This is a genomic window from Alicycliphilus sp. T452 (genome assembly GCF_054512775.1).
Genome location: NZ_JBTNEH010000008.1, coordinates 62364 through 86399 on the forward strand (window position 1 = coordinate 62364; position 24036 = coordinate 86399).

Annotated in this window: 25 protein-coding genes, 2 tRNA genes and 1 pseudogene; 22 read left to right on the plus strand and 6 right to left on the minus strand. The window is 64.3% G+C overall.

Annotation, left to right across the window (positions count from 1 at the left end; all coding sequences use genetic code 11):
• Window position 1: 1 nt before the first annotated feature.
• Window positions 2–1732, plus strand: coding sequence for a 30S ribosomal protein S1 (rpsA, locus tag ACX12L_RS09230; protein ID WP_459262359.1), 1731 nt, complete (start codon window positions 2–4; stop codon window positions 1730–1732).
• Between the two features lie 120 nt (window positions 1733–1852).
• Window positions 1853–2155, plus strand: a complete 303-nt coding sequence (locus tag ACX12L_RS09235) for an integration host factor subunit beta (protein ID WP_013518696.1) — start codon at window positions 1853–1855, stop codon at window positions 2153–2155.
• A 9-nt stretch (window positions 2156–2164) separates the two neighbouring features.
• Here ACX12L_RS09235 and ACX12L_RS09240 read toward each other — a convergent pair whose 3' ends face one another.
• The 5 genes from ACX12L_RS09240 to ACX12L_RS09260 form a co-directional block, all read right to left on the minus strand.
• Window positions 2165–2929 carry a heparan-alpha-glucosaminide N-acetyltransferase gene (locus tag ACX12L_RS09240; RefSeq protein ID WP_459262360.1) on the minus strand — a complete coding sequence of 255 codons (765 nt, stop codon included), beginning with the start codon at window positions 2927–2929 and terminating at the stop codon, window positions 2165–2167.
• A gap of 53 nt (window positions 2930–2982) precedes the next feature.
• Window positions 2983–4086: a GGDEF domain-containing protein gene (locus tag ACX12L_RS09245; RefSeq protein ID WP_459262361.1), complete on the minus strand. Its 1104-nt coding sequence runs from the start codon at window positions 4084–4086 to the stop codon at window positions 2983–2985.
• A 296-nt stretch (window positions 4087–4382) separates the two neighbouring features.
• Window positions 4383–4459 (minus strand) — tRNA-Pro (locus ACX12L_RS09250).
• 63 nt (window positions 4460–4522) lie between these two features.
• Window positions 4523–4783 (minus strand): translation initiation factor IF-1, encoded by a 261-nt coding sequence (gene infA / locus ACX12L_RS09255; RefSeq protein WP_013518693.1) that lies wholly within the window; start codon window positions 4781–4783, stop codon window positions 4523–4525.
• A gap of 247 nt (window positions 4784–5030) precedes the next feature.
• Window positions 5031–6209 carry an HPP family protein gene (locus ACX12L_RS09260; RefSeq protein WP_459262362.1) on the minus strand — a complete coding sequence of 393 codons (1179 nt, stop codon included), beginning with the start codon at window positions 6207–6209 and terminating at the stop codon, window positions 5031–5033.
• Window positions 6210–6411: 202 nt separating this feature from the next.
• On the opposite strand from ACX12L_RS09260, the gene asd reads away from it, so the two are divergent.
• Window positions 6412–7284 (plus strand): archaetidylserine decarboxylase, encoded by an 873-nt coding sequence (asd, locus tag ACX12L_RS09265; protein ID WP_459262363.1) that lies wholly within the window; start codon window positions 6412–6414, stop codon window positions 7282–7284.
• 8 nt (window positions 7285–7292) lie between these two features.
• Here asd and ACX12L_RS09270 read toward each other — a convergent pair whose 3' ends face one another.
• Window positions 7293–7478, minus strand: coding sequence for a hypothetical protein (locus ACX12L_RS09270; RefSeq protein ID WP_459262364.1), 186 nt, complete (start codon window positions 7476–7478; stop codon window positions 7293–7295).
• A gap of 73 nt (window positions 7479–7551) precedes the next feature.
• Between ACX12L_RS09270 and ACX12L_RS09275 the strand changes: the two genes are divergently transcribed.
• The 19 genes and pseudogenes from ACX12L_RS09275 to ACX12L_RS09365 all read left to right on the plus strand — a co-directional run bounded on the left by ACX12L_RS09275 (window position 7552) and on the right by ACX12L_RS09365 (window position 23813).
• The gene (locus tag ACX12L_RS09275; RefSeq protein ID WP_459262365.1) at window positions 7552–8010 is read left to right on the plus strand and encodes a hypothetical protein; all 459 of its coding nucleotides are present in this window, start codon (window positions 7552–7554) and stop codon (window positions 8008–8010) included.
• Between the two features lie 161 nt (window positions 8011–8171).
• The gene (locus tag ACX12L_RS09280; RefSeq protein ID WP_459262366.1) at window positions 8172–8714 is read left to right on the plus strand and encodes an Rrf2 family transcriptional regulator; all 543 of its coding nucleotides are present in this window, start codon (window positions 8172–8174) and stop codon (window positions 8712–8714) included.
• A gap of 116 nt (window positions 8715–8830) precedes the next feature.
• Window positions 8831–8904 (plus strand) — tRNA-Gly (locus tag ACX12L_RS09285).
• A gap of 239 nt (window positions 8905–9143) precedes the next feature.
• Window positions 9144–11072 carry a tyrosine-type recombinase/integrase gene (locus tag ACX12L_RS09290; protein WP_172206853.1) on the plus strand — a complete coding sequence of 643 codons (1929 nt, stop codon included), beginning with the start codon at window positions 9144–9146 and terminating at the stop codon, window positions 11070–11072.
• Window positions 11073–11232: 160 nt separating this feature from the next.
• Window positions 11233–11427, plus strand: coding sequence for a hypothetical protein (locus ACX12L_RS09295; RefSeq protein ID WP_172206854.1), 195 nt, complete (start codon window positions 11233–11235; stop codon window positions 11425–11427).
• Between the two features lie 225 nt (window positions 11428–11652).
• On the plus strand, window positions 11653–12399 hold the full coding sequence (locus ACX12L_RS09300) for a hypothetical protein (RefSeq protein WP_172206855.1): 747 nt from the start codon (window positions 11653–11655) through the stop codon (window positions 12397–12399).
• A 118-nt stretch (window positions 12400–12517) separates the two neighbouring features.
• A complete protein-coding gene (locus ACX12L_RS09305) occupies window positions 12518–12730 on the plus strand; it encodes an AlpA family transcriptional regulator (protein ID WP_172206856.1) in 213 nt (70 codons plus the stop codon).
• A gap of 41 nt (window positions 12731–12771) precedes the next feature.
• The gene (locus ACX12L_RS09310; protein WP_172206857.1) at window positions 12772–13647 is read left to right on the plus strand and encodes a ParA family protein; all 876 of its coding nucleotides are present in this window, start codon (window positions 12772–12774) and stop codon (window positions 13645–13647) included.
• On the plus strand, window positions 13631–13891 hold the full coding sequence (locus ACX12L_RS09315) for a hypothetical protein (RefSeq protein ID WP_172206858.1): 261 nt from the start codon (window positions 13631–13633) through the stop codon (window positions 13889–13891). The genes ACX12L_RS09310 and ACX12L_RS09315 overlap by 17 nt, the downstream gene beginning before the upstream one ends.
• Window positions 13884–15557: a ParB family protein gene (locus ACX12L_RS09320; protein ID WP_201395519.1), complete on the plus strand. Its 1674-nt coding sequence runs from the start codon at window positions 13884–13886 to the stop codon at window positions 15555–15557. The genes ACX12L_RS09315 and ACX12L_RS09320 overlap by 8 nt, the downstream gene beginning before the upstream one ends.
• A gap of 15 nt (window positions 15558–15572) precedes the next feature.
• Window positions 15573–16133 (plus strand): DUF2857 domain-containing protein, encoded by a 561-nt coding sequence (locus ACX12L_RS09325; protein ID WP_172206859.1) that lies wholly within the window; start codon window positions 15573–15575, stop codon window positions 16131–16133.
• A 3-nt stretch (window positions 16134–16136) separates the two neighbouring features.
• Entirely contained in the window at window positions 16137–17345 is a 1209-nt protein-coding gene (locus tag ACX12L_RS09330; RefSeq protein ID WP_172206860.1) for an STY4528 family pathogenicity island replication protein, read from the plus strand.
• Window positions 17346–17790: 445 nt separating this feature from the next.
• Complete coding sequence (locus tag ACX12L_RS09335; protein WP_172206861.1) at window positions 17791–18567, plus strand: PFL_4669 family integrating conjugative element protein; 777 nt, start codon at window positions 17791–17793, stop codon at window positions 18565–18567.
• Entirely contained in the window at window positions 18564–19091 is a 528-nt protein-coding gene (locus tag ACX12L_RS09340; RefSeq protein WP_172206862.1) for a DUF3158 family protein, read from the plus strand. Before ACX12L_RS09335 ends, ACX12L_RS09340 begins: the two co-directional genes overlap by 4 nt.
• 73 nt (window positions 19092–19164) lie before the next feature.
• Window positions 19165–19605, plus strand: coding sequence for a single-stranded DNA-binding protein (locus ACX12L_RS09345; RefSeq protein WP_172206863.1), 441 nt, complete (start codon window positions 19165–19167; stop codon window positions 19603–19605).
• A 281-nt stretch (window positions 19606–19886) separates the two neighbouring features.
• Complete coding sequence (locus ACX12L_RS09350) at window positions 19887–21920, plus strand: DNA topoisomerase III (protein ID WP_172209239.1); 2034 nt, start codon at window positions 19887–19889, stop codon at window positions 21918–21920.
• A gap of 567 nt (window positions 21921–22487) precedes the next feature.
• A pseudogene (locus ACX12L_RS09355) lies at window positions 22488–22853 on the plus strand (hypothetical protein); the annotation flags it as partial.
• Between the two features lie 331 nt (window positions 22854–23184).
• Window positions 23185–23397, plus strand: coding sequence for a hypothetical protein (locus ACX12L_RS09360; RefSeq protein WP_172206864.1), 213 nt, complete (start codon window positions 23185–23187; stop codon window positions 23395–23397).
• A gap of 23 nt (window positions 23398–23420) precedes the next feature.
• A complete protein-coding gene (locus ACX12L_RS09365; protein WP_172206865.1) occupies window positions 23421–23813 on the plus strand; it encodes a hypothetical protein in 393 nt (130 codons plus the stop codon).
• Window positions 23814–24036 lie beyond the last annotated feature (223 nt).

Consider the following 24036-nt stretch of genomic DNA (forward strand, 5'->3'; position numbering starts at 1 on the left):
GGTGGCAATGGTGCTGCCGGAAACCCGTCTGCGGGCAAGGAAATACATGTCTGAATCTTTTGCCGCCCTGTTTGAAGAATCGCTGCAGCGCACCGAAATGCGCCCGGGCGAGGTCATCACCGCCGAAGTCGTGCGCGTTGAGCACAACTTCGTCGTCGTGAACGCTGGCCTGAAGTCCGAAGCCTACGTGCCGATCGACGAATTCAAGAACGACCAGGGCGATATCGAAGTCCAGGTGGGCGACTTCGTGTCCGTGGCCATCGGCTCCATCGAAAACGGCTACGGCGACACCATCCTCTCGCGCGACACCGCCAAGCGCCTGGCCTCCTGGCTGTCGCTGGAAAAGGCCCTGGAGTCCGGCGAGTTCGTCACCGGCACCACCAGCGGCAAGGTCAAGGGCGGCCTCACCGTGCTCGTCAACGGCATCCGCGCCTTCCTGCCCGGCTCGCTGATCGACACGCGCCCCGTCAAGGACCTGACCCCCTACGAGAACAAGACCCTCGAATTCAAGGTCATCAAGCTCGACCGCAAGCGCAACAACGTGGTGCTGAGCCGCCGCGCCGTGGTCGAGGCCTCGATGGGCGAAGAGCGCGCCAAGCTCATGGAAACGCTCAAGGAAGGCGCCATCGTCAACGGCGTGGTCAAGAACATCACCGAATACGGTGCGTTCGTGGACCTGGGCGGCATCGACGGCCTGCTGCACATCACCGACATGGCATGGCGCCGCGTGCGCCATCCGTCCGAGGTGGTGCAGGCCGGCCAGGAAATCACCGCCAAGATCCTCAAGTTCGACACCGAGAAGAACCGCGTCAGCCTGGGCCTCAAGCAAATGGGCGACGATCCCTGGATGGGCGTGTCGCGCCGCTACCCCTCGGGCACGCGCCTGTTCGGCAAAGTCACGAACATCGCCGACTACGGCGCGTTCGTCGAGTTGGAGCCCGGCATCGAAGGCCTGGTGCACGTCTCCGAAATGGACTGGACCAACAAGAACGTGGCCCCCAACAAGCTCGTGTCGCTGGGCGACGAGGTCGAGGTCATGGTCCTCGAGATCGACGAAGACAAGCGCCGCATCAGCCTGGGCATGAAGCAATGCCGCGCCAACCCCTGGCAGGAATTCGCGCAGAACACCAAGCGCGGCGACCGCGTCAAGGGCCCGATCAAGTCCATCACCGACTTCGGCGTGTTCGTGGGCCTGGCTGCCGGCATCGACGGCCTGGTGCACCTGTCCGACCTGTCCTGGAACGAGCCCGGCGAATCCGCCGTGCGCAACTACAAGAAGGGCCAGGAAGTCGAGGCCATCGTGCTGGCCGTGGACGTGGACCGCGAGCGCATCTCCCTGGGCATCAAGCAGCTCGACGGCGACCCGTTCACCACCTTCGTGACGGTGAACGACAAGGGCCAGACGGTGAGCGGCAAGGTCAAGACCGTGGACGCCCGCGGCGCCGAGATCGACCTGGGCAATGACATCGTGGGCTACCTGCGCGCCTCGGAAATCTCCCGCGACCGCGTGGAAGACGCCCGCAACGTGCTCAAGGAAGGCGACGAAGTGACAGCCGTGGTGGTCAACGTGGACCGCAAGACCCGCAACATCCAGCTGTCGATCAAGGCCAAGGACCAGGCCGACCAGCAGGAAGCCATGGCCCACCTGTCGGCCCAGTCCGCCAAGGAAAATGCCGGTACGACCAGCCTGGGCGCCCTGCTGCGCGCCAAGCTGGACAGCTCCGACAAGTAATCGCCGGGGCCTGCAAAGGCATCGACCCGGTCGCCGCCGCCCTCCAGGGTGGCGGCCCACAACGGCGGGCGCCCTGGGCGCCCGCCGTCACATCACCCACCGCATATTTGTTGCTGACCCATGACCCGATCTGACCTCGTCGAAGAACTGGCCGCACGCTTTGGCCAGCTCACGCAGCGCGATGCCGAATATGCCGTCAAGACCATCCTGGATGCCGTGAGCGACGCCCTGGTGCGCGGGCACCGCATCGAAATCCGTGGCTTTGGCAGTTTCTCGGTGAGCCATCGCCCTCCCCGCATGGGCCGCAACCCGCGCAGCGGCGAGGCCGTGCACATCCCCGAAAAGCGCGTGCCGCACTTCAAGCCCGGCAAGGCCCTGCGCGAGGCCGTGGACCAGCGATCCGCAAAAACCGCTGCTCAATAACGCACGGATCTACGACCGCACAAGCCAGCCCCAGAGCATCAAGGCGCCGATCATGACCGGCTGGTGCAGCATGTAGTAGCCCAGGCTGTAACGCCCCAGAACCGCCAGCGGCGCCGCAGCGCGCAGCAGGGGCCCGGCAATCCAGGATGTGCGCCGGGCCAGCAGCCACTGCCCGCAGGCCATGCCCCACCACATCACGCCAAGCCAGGGGAACACGGGCACGTAGTCCTCGGTGAAGGGCTTGCGGGACACCCAGCCCAGCCAGTTCAGGGCGCGGCCATTGAAATACCCTGCCCAGCCCGCCAGCGGCCCCTCCAGCGCCCACGCCGCGAGCCAGGGCGAGGCCACGGCCAGCAGGCCCGCGGGCCAGAGCCAGCGCCCCCAGCCCGCCGTCAGGCGAACCAAGAGCAGCATGAGCGCCATGCCATGCAGCACCCCGAAATAAATGAAGCTGCGCGGAAACATGGCGTAAGAGCCCGCAGTCACCAGCAGCGCGCAGCCGACGATCCGGCCCCAGCGCCGGAAGAAACGCTCCCAGCCCACCCCTTGCCGCCATGCCACCGCCTGGCCCAGGCCCGCGCACAGCAGAAACAGGCTGACGATCAGCGTGCGCTGCACCGTCCACAAAGGGTCGGCGCGGAAATCCTGCGGCCAGTAGCCGAAGTGGCTGAGGTCGAAGCAGAAATGAAACACCGTCATCCACAGCATGGCGAAGCCGCGCCACGCGTCCAACAGGTCGTAGCGCGCGGCCGCCCCAAGACCGGCCCCCCTCACCCAGCCCTCCGATGTGGATACGCCCCATGGCAAGACAATGCCAGCACCGGGAGTCAAGCCTCGATTGCCGATGGATCCGTTACCAGATCATCCGCCCACGCCACACGGTTGCGCCCCAGGGCCTTGGCCGTGTAGAGGGCTGCATCTGCCCGGCGCAGCAATCCGATGGGTATTTCCTGGAGCGCCTGCAGCTGAGCTGCGCCGACAGAAACGGTCAGGTGTATGGCCGCACCGGTCGCCAGCACTACCGGCGATGCCTGCACCGTCGCCCGCACCCGCTCCAGCAGGCGCGCCCCATTCTCTACAGTGGTGTTGGTCATCAGCAGAACAAATTCTTCACCGCCCCAGCGAGCCAAGATATCGGTTGCCCGTATGCATTCAGTCACAGTGCGGGCAAAAGCGCACAAAGCCAGGTCCCCCGCTGCATGGCCATGCGTGTCGTTGACGACTTTGAAGTGGTCCAGATCCAGTTGCGCGACCAGCAAAGGTTCTTGGTTGCGCTGAGCCCGTGCACCCTCGAGATGCATCATCTCCAGCATGAAACGGCGGTTGTGCAGGCCTGTGAGCTCGTCGCGAATGGCCCGCTCGCGTTCGCTGGCAACCGCCTGGGCCAACTCGTTTCTTTTCTTGCGCGCGGCAAGCACTCGCAAATTGAGAAACGTACAGCTGACCAGCACCACGACGATCATCATCATGTAAGCCACCGTCAGCGCCAATGGCTGACCGCCATACACAGGAGACCACTGCACGACCGCCAGGGCAATGCCGAACACCGTCGAGCCATACAACAGCACGGCCAGCATCTGCCGTGGCGTCAGGCCGAACATCCCAAAAAACAAGATGACCGCCAGAATGGGCAGCACAATGCCGCGCGCCGCACCCATGATCACATAGGCCACGGCAGTACAGAGAATGGCAGAACCGATCTGGAACAGCGTGAGCGCAGGATCTTCCCAGCGCTGGCTATAGCCGCTGCGAATCAGCACATATACGGCAACCAAGCCCGCAGCACTGACCAGAGACAACCAATGCACAGGCCCGGCCTTCGCCAGGCCTGCCGCTGCCATCAGCTGCATTGCTGCGATGCAGCACAGCATCAGCAGCGCCGCCATGACCGTCATCGTCAGGCGTATGCGTTGATGACGTTCGGTGGTCAACAGCGCGTCAAGTGCGCGCCTGGCCAGATCATGTGACGCTGGCGATTCCTGATGCAACAGTGGCCTCCCCTCCTCCTGCCGTGCACGTAGTATGGCAGGCAATTCAGGCAGGCAGGCCGCCCGACGCGAAGCGGATTATCCGGCCACGTCTCGCACGCGACATCCGCTCCATCTCCCTCGGCGAAGCGCGAACGCTACAAGAAGGCCGCCGATACCCGTGTGGCGTGGGAGGAGGTGCGAGAGCTGCCTCAAGCAAAAAAGGGGCTGCGCCCCAGGCGCAACCCCTTCGAATCGATTGGTCGGAGCGGCGGGATTCGAACTCGCGACCCTCTGCTCCCAAAGCAGATGCGCTACCAGGCTGCGCTACGCTCCGACAGCTGGCATTCTAACCCGCCAAACCACGCCACCCAGGCGAATGGCGCGTTATTTGCACCGCTCAGCGGTTGCCCGAAGACGTGCCCGGCCCCGGGCCGCGGCCGGCAAGGTGGCGGAAAGTGATACGGCCCTTGGTCAGGTCGTAGGGCGACATCTCCAGCGACACCTTGTCGCCGGCGAGGATGCGAATGTGGTGCTTGCGCATCTTGCCACCGGTATAGGCAATGAGCTGGTGCCCGTTGTCCAGGGTTACGCGAAAACGCGAGTCCGGCAGGACTTCGGTGACGCTTCCCTGCATCTCGATCAGTTCTTCTTTGGCCATGTGTGGTCGTCTCTAGATAACAAATGTCTGTGGCGGCGTCCGTGAAATCCATGCGTCCACCACCGAGGACCACATCGGCTCCTTTGCGGACTCGAGGCACGGAGCAATGCAGGGAAGTGACGTTGCACCCGGGGTGCAGAAGGTCGACAGGCCAGGGAAGGCGGCTTCAATGGACAGGCGTAGCGCTGTGCATTAAACCTATAATTATACTGCGATACCGTGGGATCGTACAGGCCATGAGTACAGTCTAAGACCGCGCCACCGCTGCCGCCAGCGCCTTCACCAAATCCGACTGCGTGATGATGCCGACCAGCTGCCTTGCCTCGTCCACCACGGGAATATGGTGGTGGCCCGCCTCGGAAAACAACGGCACAAGGTCCATGACATGCTGCTCCGCCTGTACCTGCAGCACCGGCGACGACATCAAGCCCTGCACCTGATCGGGCCGTTTGGGCCGGCCCATGATGAGGGAGCGCAGACGCTGGCCCATGCCCTCGTGCACCTCCAGATTGGCCAGGCGCATGAAGTCCGCCATGGTGACTATGCCCACCACCACGCGCTGCGCGTCCACCACGGGCAGCGCCTTGATCGCATGCTTGCGCATGAGTGCCCAGGCCTCCTGCAGCGGCGTATCGGCCGCCACTGCATGCACGGGCATAGACATGATCTGCCTGCAGCGCAGGCCGCCCAGCGTGCGTTGGAATGCGGCCTTGCCCGCCAGGTGCAGCAGGCCCTCCAGATCGTCGCGGCTTACGTCCAGCACCTGGTTGTAGTGCGACAGCGCTGCGTCCAGGTCGGCCGACGTGAAGGCGCCGGAATCTTTGGGCGCCGTGGCTTTGCGCACCTGCGCATGAGGGTAGCCGCGGCCCGTCAGGCGGTTGAAGGCCATGCCCGCCAGCACCAGCACCAGCACATTGAGCAGCACTGGCGCCACTGCCATGACTGTGGCCTCCTGCGGATGCAGCACGGCAAACAGGGCCATGGCACCCCCGGGAGGATGCAGGCAGCGCAGCGCCAGCATCACCATCACCGCCAACCCCACTGCAAGGCCGCAGGCCAGCGACAGGCTGGGCACCAGCGCTGCGCAGGCCACGCCCACCAGATACGACAGCGCACTGCCCGCCAGCACCGGCCATGGCTGCGCCAGGGGGCTGGAGGGCAAGGAGATGATGAGCACAGCGCTCGACCCCAAGGACGCCATCATCCATGGCATTGGAGAGGCCGCGCCAAACCAATGGGCGAAAACCGCCACAACGGCCACGCTCAGGACGATGCCCGACACCATGCGCAGGCGCTCGCGCTGGTTGATGCGCACGCGTGCCGGCATGAAAAGGCGCAGCCACGCCAGGGCACGCCGGGTCAGTGGCCCTGATGCCTCTGCCACATGGGGCGCTGGGCCGGAGTTGGGGGTTGGGAGCAAAGACATGAGGACACGACACGCGCCGCGCCGGCACACCCGAGACGATGGTCCGTGCCGCGCAAAAGGCCGCGCATTATCCGCGCAACGCACCCACAATGGACGCACATGGTTATTGCGCCGTGCAGGCCTTCGTGCGAACGGCAGGGGAATCGCCCATTCCCTCTATCTATATAGAATGGCCCGGCTTTTTTGCCAGGATTGCCGCTACGTGTCTGACCGTCTCGCCGTACTACCCCAGTATCTGCTCCCCAAACAGTTGCTCACCTCCCTCGCCGGACGGTTGGCGTCAGCCCGCGCGGGCGGGCTGACAACGGCGGCCATACGCCGCTTCGTCGCGCGCTACCGGGTAGACATGAGCGAGGCGGCCGAACCGGACATTGCCAGCTACCTCAGCTTCAACGACTTCTTCACGCGAGCGCTGCGTCCCGGCCTGCGTCCGCTGGCCGATGCAGCCGCCATCTGCCCGGTGGATGGCGCCGTGAGCCAGCTGGGCCCCATAGAACGCGACCAGATCTTCCAGGCCAAGGGGCACCGCTACTCCACGACCGCCCTGCTGGGTGGAGACGCACAGCTGGCCGCTCAATTCCAGGACGGGCAATCCGCCACCATCTATCTGAGCCCGCGCGACTACCACCGCATCCACATGCCCTGCGATGGCCGCCTGCTGCGCATGGAGCATGTGCCGGGCGCCCTGTTCTCGGTGAACCCCACGACGGCACGCGGCGTGCCCGGGCTGTTTGCACGCAACGAGCGCGTGGTATGCCTGTTCGAAACCCCGCTGGGCCCCATGGGGCTGGTGCTGGTGGGTGCCACCATCGTGGGCAGCATGGCTACCGTATGGCACGGCCAGGTCAACCCGCCACGCACGGGACAGCCGCGCCGCTGGGACTACCAAGGCCAGCAGATCACACTGCGCCAGGGCGAGGAAATGGGGCGCTTTCTGCTCGGCTCCACCATCGTGCTGCTGTTTCAAAACGGGGCGGTGGAATTCAACCCGAACTGGGCGGCTGCGCACCCGGTACGCCTGGGCGAAGCCATGGCACAGCGGCCCGGAGGAAGGGCAAACAGCCCGTCACAGTAAAGGGGCCGTCAATATCGCCCGGGCACACGCACGGTGGTGAACACCGTAGGCTCGAGTTCCAGATCCATGGGGTCGAAAGGCTCTGCGTGGCCGACAAGATAGACCGCAAGATCGTTGCGGCGCAGCGATACGTAACTCACCGTTTCCCAGCTGCCAGACCGCCTGACGCGGGTGCCCGGCTTATAGACCGGCATGCGAAAATGCTTGGCCCAGCCCCAGGGGGCCTGGGGCTGATCCTGGGTTACAAGAGAGGCTGGACTGGCTTGCATGACGCGCCATCTTAGCGGCTTTATGCACGCCGACGGACCCGGGCAAAAACCCCGCCTCTATAATTTGCCCATCATGCCGAGATGGTTGATTGCGGTTTTCACCCTCCACTTCCTGTTGGGCCTGGGTGCGTCCGCTTTTGGCAAGACGCCTGCGGCGCCGCTCTCACCGCAGGCAAACGCACGGTCAATCCAGACCGCCTTGGTGCATCAGCACATCCCCGCCCTTCAGGCCCAGCAGACTGCCACGGCAGAACAAGCCATCACCGATGGGTATGAGTGCAGTCTTGCAGACACCAACCAGGACCTGCCGGACGAGCAGAGCATCGGGCTCTTTGACGCGGGTTCCGGCCACACGCCGTTTCATTGCCCCACGGCGATGACCACGGCGCCCTCGTCTCCCCGGCTGAAAAAGCAACCCAAACGGCCACGGACGGGCCGCATGCCGCACCGCGCCTAGAGCCGCCCTGCGCATCCCTGGCGTCTGGCTGGAATGGCGGGGATCCACTCCGCATCCCATGGCGCCCGCCACCAGGGCAGCCTGGCGCATCCGCAACACTGCTTTCGCCGCCCTGGCACACCCCACTCAGGGCAATCAACCACTTTCACCCGGAGCACCCCATGCGTTTAACCACCCGAGGCAAGCTCGCCGTCACCGCCATCACCGACGTGGCGCTGCACTCCCATGGCCGCCCCGTGGCCCTCCCCGGCATCAGCGTCCGGCAGGGTATCTCCCTGTCCTACCTGGAAGACATCTTTAGCGCGCTGCGCCGCGCGGGGCTCGTCCACAGCGTTCGCGGGCCCGGTGGCGGCTATATGCTGACGCGCCCACCGCAAAGCCTGTCGGTTGCGGAGATCGTCATGGCCTCAGAGAAATACATGGCCCACGCCAATGACAAGGCCAGCGATGCCACCACCCGCCCATCTCCCGACGACATGACCGCGGACCTGTGGGCCAGCTTCCATTCGCGCATCATGGAGTACCTTCAATCCATTACCGTCGCCGACTTGCTCGCACAGCAGGGAACCGGCGTCGACAATGCAGGCTCTCCTGCCGCGATGGCGCGACTCTCTCAGGCACGCCCTTACCGTGCCAGGGAAACTCAGCTTCCATCGCGCGACGTGCCAAACTCAGTATTTGCCTTGGGTTTGAGGACTGGTTGATCGGGCGTTCCGATCGACTTTCAACTTGTATAGCAGGTACAAAAGTTACGCTAGAATTCCTGGCGCTATAAAGCACCCAGTGCGAAAAATCCAGCCAATTCAAGGGCTTGGAAAATGCGGGCGTCGTTCAATGGTAGGACCTGAGCTTCCCAAGCTCAAGACGTGGGTTCGATTCCCATCGCCCGCTCCACTTCGACTTTCCAGGGACTTCCACGGGACTCCAAGGAACGTCGTAAGTCATTGTCAGGATTGAGGATTTTTAGCCGACCTCGATCCACTGACATCCAGCGAAATCCACTCACTGCCAGCCCAAACTGGTACAAAAAGTGGCCCAAAACAATGTGCGGGGTTCCCAATCCGCATTGTTGCTGGAGGAGCCGGGGTTAGACGGGAACCATGGCATCCAACTCGCTTTCTGGAGTTGGACACATGCTTTCTGATCTCATGGCTCGGCAAGCCAAGGCCACCGGTAAGCCGTATTCGCTTGCCGATTTCGACGGCCTCTACCTTTACGTTTCCGCCATCGGCAGCAAGGTGTGGCACTACCGCTATTCCTGGCTAGGTAAGCGCGAGCGCATCACCTTTGGCGGCTACCCCGCAATATCCCTGAAACAGGCCCGTGACTTGCGTGACGAGGCCCGGGCGCTGTTGGCAAAAGACATCAATCCGCACTCTGAACGCAAACGCAAGCGCCATGTGATCGTCCTGGCGGGCGAGCACACCTTCAAAGCTGTATATGACAAATGGCTGGCCCACCGTAGCCTCTCCCTGGAGGATGAAGGCCGGCAGAGCACCCCGAAGCAGATCGGGCGCGTCTTTGCGAAGGACGTGTTTCCCATGCTGCGCCACCTGACCATCTACGACGTCACTCGCGCCCATTTACTGGACATCATCGGCAGAGTGGAAAAGCGCGGTTCGCTGTCGGTCGCCGAGAAGCTGCGCACCTGGTTCACCCAGCTTTTCACCTACGCCACGGTGGTGGTGCCCAACATGGGCGAGAACCCATCGAAGGATCTGGATGTGGTGGCGATGCCGCTGCCGCCGGTGGAGAACAATCCCTTCCTGCGCATGCCCGAGCTGCCGACAATGTTGCAGACGCTGCGCAAGTACCGCGGTCGCCTCAACACGCAACTGGGCCTGCGGCTGCTGCTGCTTACGGGCGTGCGGACCGGTGAACTGCGCTACGCCACCCCTGACCAGTTCGATCTCGACCGCGGCCTGTGGATCGTCCCGGTAGTCAGGCTCAAGCAACGCAAGCAGCTCACCAAGAAGAAGCGCCAGCGTTTCAGCGATATCCCGCCGTACATCGTGCCGCTGTCGTTGCAGGCGCAGGAAATCGCTCGGCATCTGCTGAGAAATTTCAAGCCAGCGCAGGTCTATCTTATCCCCGGTGATTGGTGCCTCAAAAGCCCTCTCAGCGAAAACACGCTCAATGGCGCGCTCAAGCGTATGGGATATGAAGACCAGCTCACTGGGCACGGTATTCGCGCCACCATCTCGACTGCGCTCAATGAATTGGGGTATCCGCCCAAGTGGGTGGATGCCCAACTCTCGCATGCCGACCCGGACAAAACCAGCGCGACATACAACCACGCCGAGTACGTCGAGCAGCGCCGCGTCATGATGCAGGACTGGGCGGATCGTCTGGATTTGTTCGAGCAGAATCAGGTCGAAGTTGCCAGCACGCACCTGACCATCACGCTGCAGGGCCTGCCCACGATTGCCGGGCAGGCGGCCGCGCATCCCCCTGTCCTGAACCCCAACACCCCCCAGTTGATCGTTGCTCCCACACCGGATGCGCAAGCGGTTCCGGCTTCCGTGCACCGGCTTTCTGCGGTGCATCTGCCTGAGTACGCGCGGCCCAGGCTGTCTGAGGTGCAGCGCGAGCGGTTGCAATTGCTGGAGATGTTCGAGGCGCCTCACAACCTGTCGGTGGCCGATTACGCCAAGCTGGTTGGCAAGTCCCGCCGCTGGATCACCTACGAGATTCAGGCCGGCAATCTCCTGTCGATCCAAATGGGCCACCGTGGGCAGCGCGTTCCGGACTGGCAGCTCGACCCCATCAGGCGCAAGCTGATTCAGGCCATCCTGAAGCAGGTGCCGCGCGGCATCGACACCTGGTACATCTACCATGCGCTCCTACGGCCATACGATGCCCTGGGCAAGCGCCCAGCCATCGAGGCGGCCGGCCCGACGAACCTGCATCTTGCCGCTCGGCTGGTGGCCACACAAGCCATGGAAGCAGATGAACTTGCAGCGCAATCGGAGGAACTGCCGATGCAGGCCAGGCAGACGGTGCAGCGGCTGGTAAAAACCGCGATGTTGGTCGATGCGCCCGAGGACCTGGCCGCCCATTGAACTTGGACTGGGCGGCAGCGCCGTCCAGTCAAGGCCAATGCAGGGAGCCAGTAGGCCAGTCGCTTCGCATTTCCAGCTCTCCGCTTTCTAGGCGGCCCGCCTGCAATTGCCTGATGTAGCCAGACTTTGTTGAGCGCCGAATCTGTGGTTAGCAGTCACCATGGGCTACTCGTGCGTGATGCTGTATCGCTATATCAGCATCCCGTACAGATATGACGCCGCCGGATTTCCTCTGCTAATCCTAGGCACCGAGCAACTGGTGTCGCTGCTCGCAGCTTTTGAAACCGTGGGCGTATCAGACCATACCGAATCGGTTTTGCCGAGAACGCCGCAACCCATGACGCTGGTACTGTGAGCGTCACTATCGAGCCTGCAAATCCGTTGCTCGACATCTTGGCGACGGGTGAATTTTTGCACATCGAGCACGTGACGACCACCAGTGGGGGTGGCTGGTGAGAGCGTGTCCCGTCCCTCTACAACCGCTGCGCCTGAAGCTCGTCTTCGGGTAAGGACAACAGGCTGTTTGGGAGTTGGTCGTAAAGGAGCGCGCCATGTGGTTCTCCTGGAAGGAGATGGGAGCATGCACAAGAATGCACCAACATCGAAGGTGTTCTACCGCCCGATCGAAGCCTCCATCCGTTGGGCTGGTCTGCTGCAGTACAAACATCTGATCTTGGCCTCGATATCGTCGCCGAGGGATCTACCGCAAACGATGGAGTGCCCTCGTTGGAACGAACTGCGTCTGTACACGGAACGCATCTATGACGGCATCCTCAACCGAGAGCTACCCTTCGGTCGGAACGGCATCACGCTGAACGACCTCGCGCTGTTGGAGGCCCCGGACCTCACCGTTCGCCACACCGATCTGAAGTGCTGGATGCTCTCGCACTATCCCGAGCATCGGCCCAGCTTCCTTTTCTGTCGCAGCGAGCGCATCGCACACCCGGTCATCACGCTGGAAACCGGCCAAGCCATGCTGGTCGAACGGCTGGCACTGAAATCCGCTCTGGAGCAGTCCAGGCGCCAACTCCGCGAACTGCAGGAAAAGCACGACGCGCTGCGCAAACAGGCAACGGTGATTCTCGCCTGCGCCCAGTGCCCGATCAGCGACCGGGCAGAGGCCACCTACCTGAACATCATTGGCGGGATGCTGACGCTGATGCTGGGCCAGTCCCCTTCGGGCATTCCTTACTCCAGCTTCAAAACGCAGGAGGCCCTTGTCTCGGCATTGGTCGCCAACTACGGCGGCACCATGGGTATCACGGAGCGAACCTTGAACGGCAAGTTCGCCAACGCCAGGAAGAATGTCCGTAGCGGAACCGCATAAGGTTTGCGAGCTTGTATGTGCAGTCGCGGAGATTGCATTTGCAATGTCTTTCCGCAGCCAAGTCTATTGAATAGGGGTCACGCCAACAAACGCCGCTGAGCGTTCAGGAGTGACCGACATGTCGCAGACACCTGCACTGCCCGCAAGTGAGCGCCGCATCCTGCGGCTCGATGAAGTCGAAACCAAATCTGGTTTCAAGCGCGCCCACATCTACAACTTGATGAGGAAAGGCCAGTTCCCCAAGGCGCTGCGCCTGGGCGTGCGTGCGGTTGGCTGGGATTCGTTCGAGATCGACCAGTGGATCGCCGAACGCCTCAACAACCGGACTTGAGCTGCTCTCCACGGACTTCCCATCCTCTACCGGAGAGCGCCATGCAGGTTGTATCCATCATCTCGACCAAGGGCGGCGTTGGCAAGACGACCACGGCCGCCAACCTCGGCGGAATCGCCGCCGACGCTGGCCTGCGCGTGCTGCTGCTTGATCTCGACGTGCAGCCCACGCTGTCCTCCTACTACGAGCTAGCTCATCGTGCGCCGGGCGGCATCTACGAGTTGCTGGCCTTCAACGAGCGCGACCTTGGCCGGCTCGTGTCTCGCACGATCATCGCGGGCCTGGACCTGGTGCTCTCCAACGACCACCGGGGCGAATTGAACACCTTGCTGCTGCACGCGCCCGATGGACGCCTGCGGTTGCGCCACCTGTTGCCGGTATTGGCGCCGCTCTACGACCTGGTGCTGATCGATACCCAGGGCGCGCGCTCGGTGCTGCTGGAGATGGCGGTACTCGCCTCCGACCTCGCGCTGTCGCCCGTGACACCGGAAATCCTCGCGGCGCGCGAGTTGCGGCGCGGCACCATGCAGTTGCTGGAGGACATCACACCATACCGGCACCTGGGCATCGAACCGCCACCGCTGCACCTGCTCATCAACCGCGTCCACCCCGTGTCCGCCAACGCACGGATGATCCAGCAGGCACTGCGCGATCTGTTCCAGGGCCATGCCGGCATCCGAGTGCTGGGCACCGACGTGCCGGCCATCGAAGCCTATCCACGCGCCGCGACCCGTGGCCTGCCGGTGCATCGGGTCGAGCATCGCCAGCCCCCGGGCAGAGTTGCGCCCGCCGCGCTCGACACGATGCGCGCGCTCGCCAACGAGTTGTTCCCCCAGTGGCAGGACCGACTGGCGCATGTGTCCGGCCGCCCGCAGCGTCCTCTGGAAACCGGGAGGCCCCATGGCGAACGCACATGACCTGGCCCGCGGCCACAAGCGACTGCGCGCCCTGATCGAGTTCGCGGTAAGCGAAGGCTGGCACGTCAAGCGCACGCTGGGCGGGCATCTCAAATTCACCAAGACCGGCTGCGCTGCGATCTACACCAGTTCGACGGCGAGCGATCACCGGGCCGAGTTGAACGCCCGTGCGCAGATCCGCCGTGCCGAACGGGAGGCTCGCATCGCGCAGGCCGGCGGCCCCCGGGGATGCTGCCATGGCTGACATGACCTCTCAGGACATGGCGGGCAAGCTGCTCGCGGCTGGGTTCGAGCGCGTTGGCCCGTCGGCCACGGCTTTGAGCGACCCGATCGCTGACACGCCGATGTTGGTGACGCTGGATCAACTGCGTCCCTACGACCATGACCCGCGCATGAAGCGCAATCCCGCCTACGAGGAGATCAAGGCCTCCGTCCGCGAGCGCGGCCTGGATGCGGCACCGGCCATCACGCGGCGCCCGGGTGACGAGCACTACATCATCCGCAACGGTGGCAACACGCGACTGGCGATCCTGCGCGAACTCTGGTCGGAGACCAAGGACGAACGGTTCTTCCGCATATCGTGCCTGTTCCGGCCTTGGTCTGAGCGCGGAGAGATCATCGCGCTGACAGGACACCTCGCGGAGAACGAACTGCGCGGCGGTCTGACGTTCATCGAGCGTGCCCTGGGCATCGAGAAAGCGCGCGGGTTCTATGAACAGGAGAGCGGCGCCGCACTGAGCCAATCCGAACTGGCCCGCCGCCTGGCAGCCGATGGCTACCCCGTTCAGCAGTCGCACATCAGCCGCATGGCCGATGCGGTGCGCTACCTGCTGCCCGCGATCCCGACCGTGCTCTATGGCGGCCTGGGCCGCCACCAGGTCGAACGGCTGTCGGTCATGCGCAAGGCCTGCGAGCGCACCTGGGAGCACTACGCCAAGGGCCACAAGGGCGACCCACTACCGCTGGACTTCGACAGCTTCTTTCAAGAAGTGCTGTCGCAGTTCGACACGCAGGGCGACGAGTTTGCCCCGCAGCGCGTGCAGGACGAGCTGATCGGCCAGATGTCCGAACTACTGGGCATCGACTACGACGTGCTGGCACTGGACCTGACCGAATCGGAGAGCCGCCACCGGGCGCTGGTCAGCGACCCGGCCCCGCCCGCGACACCGCCCGCATTGCCTCAGCCAACGGACAGTAGGCCGCCACCCCCGGGCACGGCATCGTCTATCGCACCGCCTGCACCACCGGCCAGTCCGCCAGCGGCCGCGCGCGCCTCGCGTCAGGACAACGCAACGGCTGGCGAGACGGCCACCGGAAGCCCTGCGGCCGGGGCCGACGATCTGCTTCGAGAGCACATCGTCTCGCCCGCACCGACGACAGAACGGCTCCAGTCGATCCAGCGGATGGTGGCCGAGCAGCTGGGCGATGCACTGCCGCCCGATTTCTCGGCCAACGTACTGCAGTCCATCCCAGTGCAGGCCGGGGGCCTCTATCCGATCTCCGACGTCTGGTACATCGACGCTGGCCTGGACACTCCCGACCGGCTGCGCATCCACATCGCGCAGTTCGCGCGCGAGATCGCCGGCGAGGCGGGCCTGGACGAGTGCATTGAAGATCGCACCGGTGGCATCGGGTTCGCTTGCCGCGCCCGCGCCCAGGCCCCTTCGTCACCGGGGCGCGCGGTGCTGACGCTACTTGTTTCCCTGGCTGGTCAGCCTGCCGTCGAGGCCGGCATGGACGGCGCACAGCTCGCCACCGACCTGCCGGCGCTCTTGCACGGCCAGGGCCCAGGCCACGGTGACGGGGCCAGGCGCTTGAGCGACACCGCATTGGTCAAGCTCTTTCGCCTGCTGCGCCTGGCCCGGCGCCTGCTGGACCTGGAAGCCGGCGCTGCGGCGCCCGGGACGTGAGCGAGGGAGGCCTGCATGTCCGCATCGCATCCCCTCAACCAGGCCGTGATCGCCCAGGCGCTGTATGACCTGCGCAATGGTCAACTGCGCCGCTGCAAGGCCATGGGCTTCGGTGAGGCCGAGCTGGATGCGCTCAAGCACCCTGCGCTGATCAGCGTGCTGGCCAACGCCAATGTCTCGTGGTGCTCGGTCACGGTCAACCGTGAAGTGCTGCGGCGCTTGCTCAATCAGGCGCAGGACGTGGAAAAGGAGATCGCCACGGTCGATCGCATGCTCAGGCTGGGCGCGAGCACGGAAATGGTGAGCCGCTTCTATGGGTTGACCCATCAGGAAGTCGCCCTGCGGCGGGAAATCCTCGGCCTGCCCAAGCGCAAGGGGCGCCACCCTGTCTTGGACGAGACCCAGGACACGGAGCTGTGGCGGCAATGGAAGGCTGTGACCAGCAGCAGGAACGTCGATCTGGAGGACGAGACCTCGATTCTCGATGCGGCAATGGACCTGGCCGAAGGCATGTCGCTGCCGCTATCGGTGGTCTGGGCCGCGATCAAGAATTGGGTCGATCAGGGATTGGGATAAGCGATGGCCGTGGACGACACTGCACCACGAGCAGCGCGCCAAGGCCCCGTCGCCCTTGCCGATCTGTTAGAGGACGCCCTGAAGGAACTCGCGCCCAGTCCCGGCGCACCCGCGCCCGGCGACGGCTTTCTGTTCAGTGGTAACCGGCACGAGAGCGTGCCGCGGCGCCTGTTCCTGGATCGCCGGCTGACACCGCTGGAGCGCAATGCCTGGCAGGTGTTCCGGCTTTTGCTCAACGACGACGGCGTGACGGCGTTCCCCACCTATGAGCAGTTGCGCCCCTGGCTGGCGTCCATGCCCTGCGCGGGCCAAGCCTCCCACGAGACCGTCGCGCGAGCGCTGACGCTGCTGCGCCTGACGCGGTGGCTGAGCTTGGTGCGACGACGGCGCGACCCCAAGACCGGCCGGATCCTCGGCAACCTCTACGTCCTGCACGACGAGCCCTTGACGCCATTCGAGGCGATGCAGCTCGACGCGGACTACCTGGCCCTGGTCAGCCAGTCCCTGGGCCATTCGGCCAAGGCCGTCCAGATGGTGGGGCTCAACACCCTGAAGGAGATCGCCGGCGACCCGCTGCTGTCCGGTCGCACGCTGCCGTCGCGGCTGCAGGTCCTGGCCGAGCGCCTGGCCCGCCAGGGCATCACCGCCACCGAGAGTTATCCACAGGAGGGCGCGATGCACGATTCCGAAGAAGGGCTTGCAGGCCTTCTTCGGAATGGCGAACGCCCCTCTTCGGAATCCGAAGCAGGCCTGAAACCCGCGCCAGACGGTTCTCTTCGGAATCCGAAGCAGGACCGTACTGTACGTAGTAGTCGTATTAATGAAGTACGTACTACTGCGCGGGAGCGTGGGCAGGCGCGCGCGATGCAGGGTGTCCGCCTGCCCGATCGCTTCTTCGGTTTGAAAGAAGAGCAGCAGGCAGGCGCCATGGTGGCCTTGCAGCAGGTCGATGCCTCACTGCGCCAGGCGGTGCTGGACGAATGGGTGGAGCGTTGTCGCGGCAGCACCATCCGCAATCCGGCTGGCTACCTGTTCGGCATCATCCAGCGGGCCATCCGGGGCGAGTTCAATGCGTGGACCAGGCAGGCTGGACCAGCACCGCCACCTGCCGCCGCGCGAGAAACGCCGCCTCAGCCACCGCGCAATGTGGTTCCATCCGAGGTGGCCCGGCAGCACATCGAACGGCTGCGCGACCTTCTGCGCAAAGGCTGACCGCTTGGGGCGATCAGACCCTGAAGCGGGCGTCCATGGATTTCAGTGGAGCTATCCCCTGGGGATAGCTGGTTGGCAATGATGGATCTCGGACGTGCGCGCAGACCACGCATCGAGTGATTGCCGTTGACCGGGGCTGTCCGAGCCGGCCTCGGCGAACAGCTTTCCTTGGCGCTCCTTGAAGCTATCCCCAGGGGATAGCTGTGATGCAAGGTGTAACGCCCGCATGCTGGTTCAGCACGACGCCTTCCCCAGCGCATGCCCGTCGCCATCCGCGTGAGCAGCGCTCCGTGGCGTTTGGCGGAGCTATCCCCTGGGGATAGCTCGCGCCGCAGGCGGCCACCACGCCCTGAACCGGGGGCTGGCTGGTTTCGGTTTGTTGACTGACTGCCTTCCGGTTCCTGCCCCAAGCTGGCCACTCCTTGTCCAACAGCGAGCGGTCACCATGGCAACCAACGAACCTTTGCAACTGAATCTGGGCTCCCTGCGCAGCGCGATGTCGCTGACGCTGCACACCCACCACGCTTCCCGCATCTGGCATGGTCGCGCTGCCGCCGAGGGGCGGCCGGGCATCGTCGGCCTGAACGGCTACATCGCCGTCATGAACAAGATGAAGCGCGGCTCGGAACAAGACGACCCGTATTCGGACTGGTGGATGCTGCGCATCGAGGACAAGCTCGACCAGACCAAGGCCACGCTGCAAGCGCTGCGCGAGCAGGTGGACCAGGCGCTGGCCGGCGTGCCCGCAGCGTTGAGCCTGGGCGAGAACCTCAACGTGCAACCCGTCAAGCTCCCCCTGTTCGTGAACGCCCAGCTCGGCTTCGCGGCGGTCTATCTTCTGGCCGACTACGACGACATCGCCCGCAAGCTCATCCTTGCCCACCACACTGCGCTCATCGATCGCAGCACCTTGGAGCGCTGGCTCAACGACGGCGCGCATGCGCTGCGCAGCCTGTTCAGCCTGGCGCAGCAGTACCGCTACTCGGGCTGCACGCGCGATGACTTCGCCTCCAAGAATGCCGCAGCGCGGGCCGCGCTGGAGAAGTTCGGCGAGTTGCCGCAGGACATGTACGAAGGCACGCGCCGCTCGAAGTTTGCGCCGCCCATCGTGCGCCGTGGCCTGCAGCAGCGCGGTGAGGGTTCTGCCGCAGCCGCTCCCATCAGCGACGAGGCCGCCAGCGCCGCGCCAGTCGAGGCTGCCGGAGAGGATGAGTCGGCATGAGCGATTTGAACCAACCGACCCGTTACTTCCGGGGCCTGCAACAGGGGGCCTTCATGAAGCTGGAACACTCGGCCTCTCTAAAAGGCCTTTTAAAGCCTTTTAAGGGTAAGGGGGATCTTGAGGCCTGGGCCAGCCAGTGCTTTGCCATGCGCGACGAGTTGATTGACATGGCGCAGCGACAGGTGCTGGCGCAGGCGTGTGGGCATCCCTTCCACCTGCTGCCCGTCGAACTGGCCCAGCAGACCACTGGCGCAGGGACTGTCTTTCTGCGCTGGCGCAGGCACGACAGGTCGGCCATGGGCGTGGCGCTGTGGCAGGAGCAGATCGCCAGCACCAGCACGCCAGTCAACCTGCTCGCTGATCTGCACGCGATCGAGATGCAGCGGATCACGCTGAACATGCAGATCAGCCTGCTGCACACCCTGGGCAGGCAGGCACAGGAATGCGCCAGCAAGGCGGCCGAAGCGGAAGACGCCTACCTGCGCCGGATCGCATCCATCCCCGCTGCGATGCGCGATCGGTGATTGCGCCGGGCATTCCAGCACGCGCCCGGAGCCGACGAGGCACGGGTATTTCAACCACCACGGAGATCACACCATGAGCACGCATTTTTGGGGCGAAGGCAACATCGGCTCGCCGCCCGAGTACCGCGAATTCCCCAACGGCAACGACGAACCCAGCCGCCTGCTGCGCCTGAACGTCTATTTCGACAATCCCGTGCCCAAGAAGGATGGCACCTTCGAGGATCGCGGCGGCTTCTGGGCGCCGGTGGAAATCTGGCACCACGATGCCGAACGCTGGCAGCGCCTCTACCAGAAAGGCATGCGTGTCCTGGTCATCGGCCGCATGGAGCGCGACCCCTGGACGGACAACGAAGATCAGCCGCGCGAGACCTGGCAGATCAACGCGCGCAGCGTCGGCATCCTGCCGTACCGCATCGAGTCCGTGGTCCTCAGCCCCAAGCCGCAGGAGGCAGAACCGAAGTCCCAAGCCGCCCAGGAATCAACCGCGCCGAAAGAGGCGAAGCGCAGGAAGTGACTCGGCATGGCGGGCGGCGGCAACAAATCTTCGCCGCCCTCCATGTACCCGCAAGCTATCCCCTGGGGATAGCTCCATCGACGTCTACCGACTTCCACGCGCTCCCGCAAATCGCGGCTCCCGGTCCGCACACCTGCGACCACGCGCCATCCCCGCACAAGCCATTCCATCCCGTGAAAGCGGTCGCCGCCGCATGCGGCTTGTTTGCTGCCGTCCTTGCCGGAGCTCGGCATTCTCGATGCCAGCAACTCCATGAACAACGGGAATCGGGATGGACGGACATGCGGCTGTTCTTGTGCGAGAAGCCCTCCCAGGGCAAAGACATCGGCCGGATTCTCGGCACCACGCAGCGCGGTGAAGGCTGTCTCAACGGTTCCGGCGTCACGGTCACCTGGTGCATCGGTCATCTCGTAGAAGCCGCAGCGCCCGAAGCCTACGACGAGCAGTTGAAGCGTTGGTCCATCGAGCAGTTGCCCATCATTCCTCAGCATTGGCGGGTCGAGGTCAAACCGAAAACCGCCACGCAATTCAAGGTCGTCAAGGCGCTTCTGGCGAAGGCGACCCAACTGGTCATCGCTACCGACGCCGATCGCGAGGGCGAAATGATCGCCCGCGAGATCATCGACCTGTGCGGCTACCGCGGCCCCATCGAACGCTTGTGGCTGTCGGCGCTCAACGATGCGTCCATCCGCGCGGCGCTCGCCAAGCTGCGGCCCTCGTCCGAGACGCTGCCGATGTATTACTCGGCGCTGGCGCGTTCGCGCGCCGATTGGCTTGTGGGCATGAACCTCAGCCGGTTGTTCACGTTGCTGGGGCGGAAGGCGGGCTATGACGGCGTGCTGTCCGTTGGGCGCGTCCAGACGCCGACGCTCAAACTGGTCGTGGACCGCGACCGCGAGATCGCGGCTTTCGTGTCCGTGCCGTACTGGGCCATCGACGTGTCCCTGTCTTCAGGTGGCCAGGCCTTCACCGCGCAATGGGTTGCGCCCGACACCCGCACCGACGACGCCGGCCGCTGCTTGCAGCAGCCGGTAGCACAGCAAGCCGTGCAGCAGATCCGCGCGGCGGGCAGCGCCCAGGTGGTGTCGGTTGAGATCGAGCGTGTGCGGGAAGGCCCACCGCTGCTGTTCGACCTGGGCACCTTGCAGGAGGTGTGTTCCAAGCAACTCGGGCTGGATGTGCAGGAAACACTGGAAATCGCTCAGGCCCTGTACGAGACGCACAAGGCCACGACGTACCCGCGCTCGGATTCCGGCTATCTGCCCGAAAGCATGTTCGCCGAGGTGCCCATGGTCCTGGACAGCCTGCTCAAGACCGACCCTTCGCTGCGCACGATCATGGGCCAGCTTGACCGCTCCCAGCGCTCGCGCGCCTGGAACGACGGAAAAGTGACGGCGCACCACGGCATCATCCCGACGCTCGAACCGGCGAACCTCTCTGCCATGAGTGAGAAGGAACTGGCGGTGTACCGGCTGATCCGGGCGCACTACCTGGCGCAGTTCCTCCCTCACCACGAGTTCGACCGCACCGTGGCGGATCTCGCCTGCGGCCAGCAGAAGCTGGTGGCCACCGGAAAGCAGGTAGTCGTCAAGGGCTGGCGTCTGGTGCTGGCCGAGCCAGAACGCGAAGGTGGTGCCGACGAGGACGGCGACTTCGCGGCGCGCAGCCAGGTGCTGCCCGCGCTGCGCGAGGGCCTGGCATGCCAGGTGGCCGAGGCCGAACTCAAGGCGCTCAAGACGATGCCACCCAAGCCCTATACCCAGGGCGAACTGGTCAAGTCGATGAAGGGCGTTGCGCGCTTCGTGACCGACCCGCGCCTGAAGCAGAAGCTGAAAGACACAACGGGCATCGGCACCGAGGCAACGCGGGCCAACATCATCAGCGGGCTGATCGCCCGTGGCTACATCGTAAAGAAGGGACGCTCCATTCGCGCATCGGATGCGGCGTTCACGCTGATCGACGCCGTGCCCGCGGCGATTGCAGACCCCGGCACGACGGCAGTGTGGGAGCAGGCGCTCGACATGATCGAGGCGGGACAACTCACCCTGGACGTGTTCATCGGCAAGCAAGCCGCGTGGATTTCGCAGTTGATCGCGCAGTACGGCAGCACGTCTCTGTCCATCAAGGTTCCCCAAGGACCGGCTTGTCCGCAGTGCGGCGCACCCACGCGCCAGCGCACCGGAAAGAGCGGCCCATTCTGGTCGTGCAGCAGGTATCCAGACTGCAAAGGCACGCTGCCGGTCGAATCCGGCACGTCCAAGCGTGGGGCCTCGCGCACCGCACGCCGTAGCAGTAGCGGCCGCAAAGGCTCCTGACCGACCCCGTTTCCCCGTGAGCCGTGCCCGCCGTCGGCGGCGTGGTCCGTGTCCCGCACGCCCTGCGGGACGCCCAGCGTGCAACGCCTTCTTGATCCGTGTGCGCGTCCCGCCCAGCCGTCCCCGGCCGCGGGACCTGAAGGTAGCTTCTCCGCGAACCGCCTCCCGCGCGTTCTGCTGATCTGCATTTCTTCCGCCCCTGCGAAGGGTCCCCCGATGGCTTGCCAGGCTGCGCGAGCCACCGGGAGACCCTTCGTGGTCAACGGTATTCGGTGCCGGTGCCCGCCGGCGCAAAAACGGGCTCCCTTTGTGCGCGGATGTGCGCCAGACGATGCCGGCCCCAGCCACGACATGGGCCGGGTGTGATTGCTTGATAAGCAGACGGTTTTAGCGACGACCGGGCCTGCCAATCAGCCCACGGGTGGTTCCTCTTTCCTCCCGAGTCGAAGGCCGTTGGGCCTTCGACGCCTTTCTCCTGCCTATCAACGTCCCGGCCCGGCCATTGGCCTTGGGCCACACGAACAGGAGACCCGACATGAACCCCCATCCTTGTCCCCCAACACACGGCAGGCCGAAGCCTTCGCCAAGGGCCTGCCGCCTGCGCCGATCGATCTCGGCCAGGAGAGTGAAGCCCCTCATCTCATCGACATCACGCTCGACTTCCTGGTCGACGAACTGGCCGATGCCCTGCACGCGGATCGCAAGGTGCGAGCCGCGTTCAAGCGTGACATCGGTGACAAGGTGCTGTTCCTGAAGGACGGCAAGCTGAAGTTTCTCAAGGGCATCAAGCTCAAGGCCATCGCCGACCGCAAGGCGTACTTCGCTTCGCTGCGCGCCCGGCAGGCCCAGCCCATCGTCATCCTTGCCGAACTGGCACCGGACGAGGCATTCGCCCTGTGGAAGCAGCATGCCCTGGGCGACAAGCCCGACTGACCCAGCGCCACCGCACCCTCCTGACAGCCCCGCACTCGATGCGGGGCTTTTCTTTTCTCTGCGCCCATCAATCGGGGCTGGGCCGGATGCCGTTTTCCAACTGACGCAGCACGGCCCTCGCAGGAAGCTGCCCGCATGTTCGCTGATTCGTCAGCACATGCCAGCAGCCAGGGTTCCAGGCTGCCGCGGGTCTCTCCCGCGTTACCCACCAGTCCGCATCGCATCAATTCTGCGGACGAGCGTCCCCGTGACGCTGATGCTTTTTATCAACCGCGTGCGGGAGCTGCCATCCCGTGAGGGACAAGGCCCCGCTTTTCCAAGGAGCCCGTCCATGTCCCAGCAAGCCTCTTTTGGCCAATTGGCCCTGACCTACTGCGGCAAGTTCCTGTCGCTCGAAGTCTTGCAAAGCGCCGCCGGCCATTACATCGGCACGCGCGATACCGAAGGTCCTGTTTCGCGGGAATCCCGCGAGTACTTCCGCAGCTATGCCGCGGCTCAACGTGCCCTCGAAAGAGGCGGCTGGTCCCAGCTCGCCATTCCCTGATCCAACTGTGAGGAATTCACGTCATGAACCAGCAACTGCCACAGGAAGTAGTCGATCAAATCGTTCAGGAAGAACGGCATTTCAGCGCCGCGCCCCAAGCCTTCTTCGAGGCCTGGAAGCGTGGTATCGAGATCGCCGGCCCGCAATGGTTTGGCGACGGCACCCGCGAAGGACTGAACCAGGCCAAGAGCAAGTGGGATTTGCGTCCCAATCTGCTCCATGCCAATGACGCCCTCGGCGTCCTGAGCAGCGGCGAACGCATGTTCCTGTCCGCGATGTTCAGCTTCTACAACGCGCGCGAGGGCGGAGCCATGCTCAAGCGCTGCCACTTCCACGGGCTGTCGGACTTCGACGGGCTCGATCTGCAACGCCGCAGGGTCATCGCCGACCTTCTGGTGAACTACTGCGGCTGGTGAGCCGGTTCCCGGCACATCGCTGCGTTCGCGTTCATTCCACCCCATGAGGGACATGCGCCTCTGTCGAGGCCGTGTCCCTCTCGTTTTTTCCCTTGCCCAGCGCCATCCGGCCTCGGTCTTTTCCATATGGATGCCACGCCGCTTGACGTTTATTCCTTTTTCCACCCACCGGGGTTTATCCCCGGCGGGGATTGGCCTCGGTATTCTCTATAAAGGAGCAATC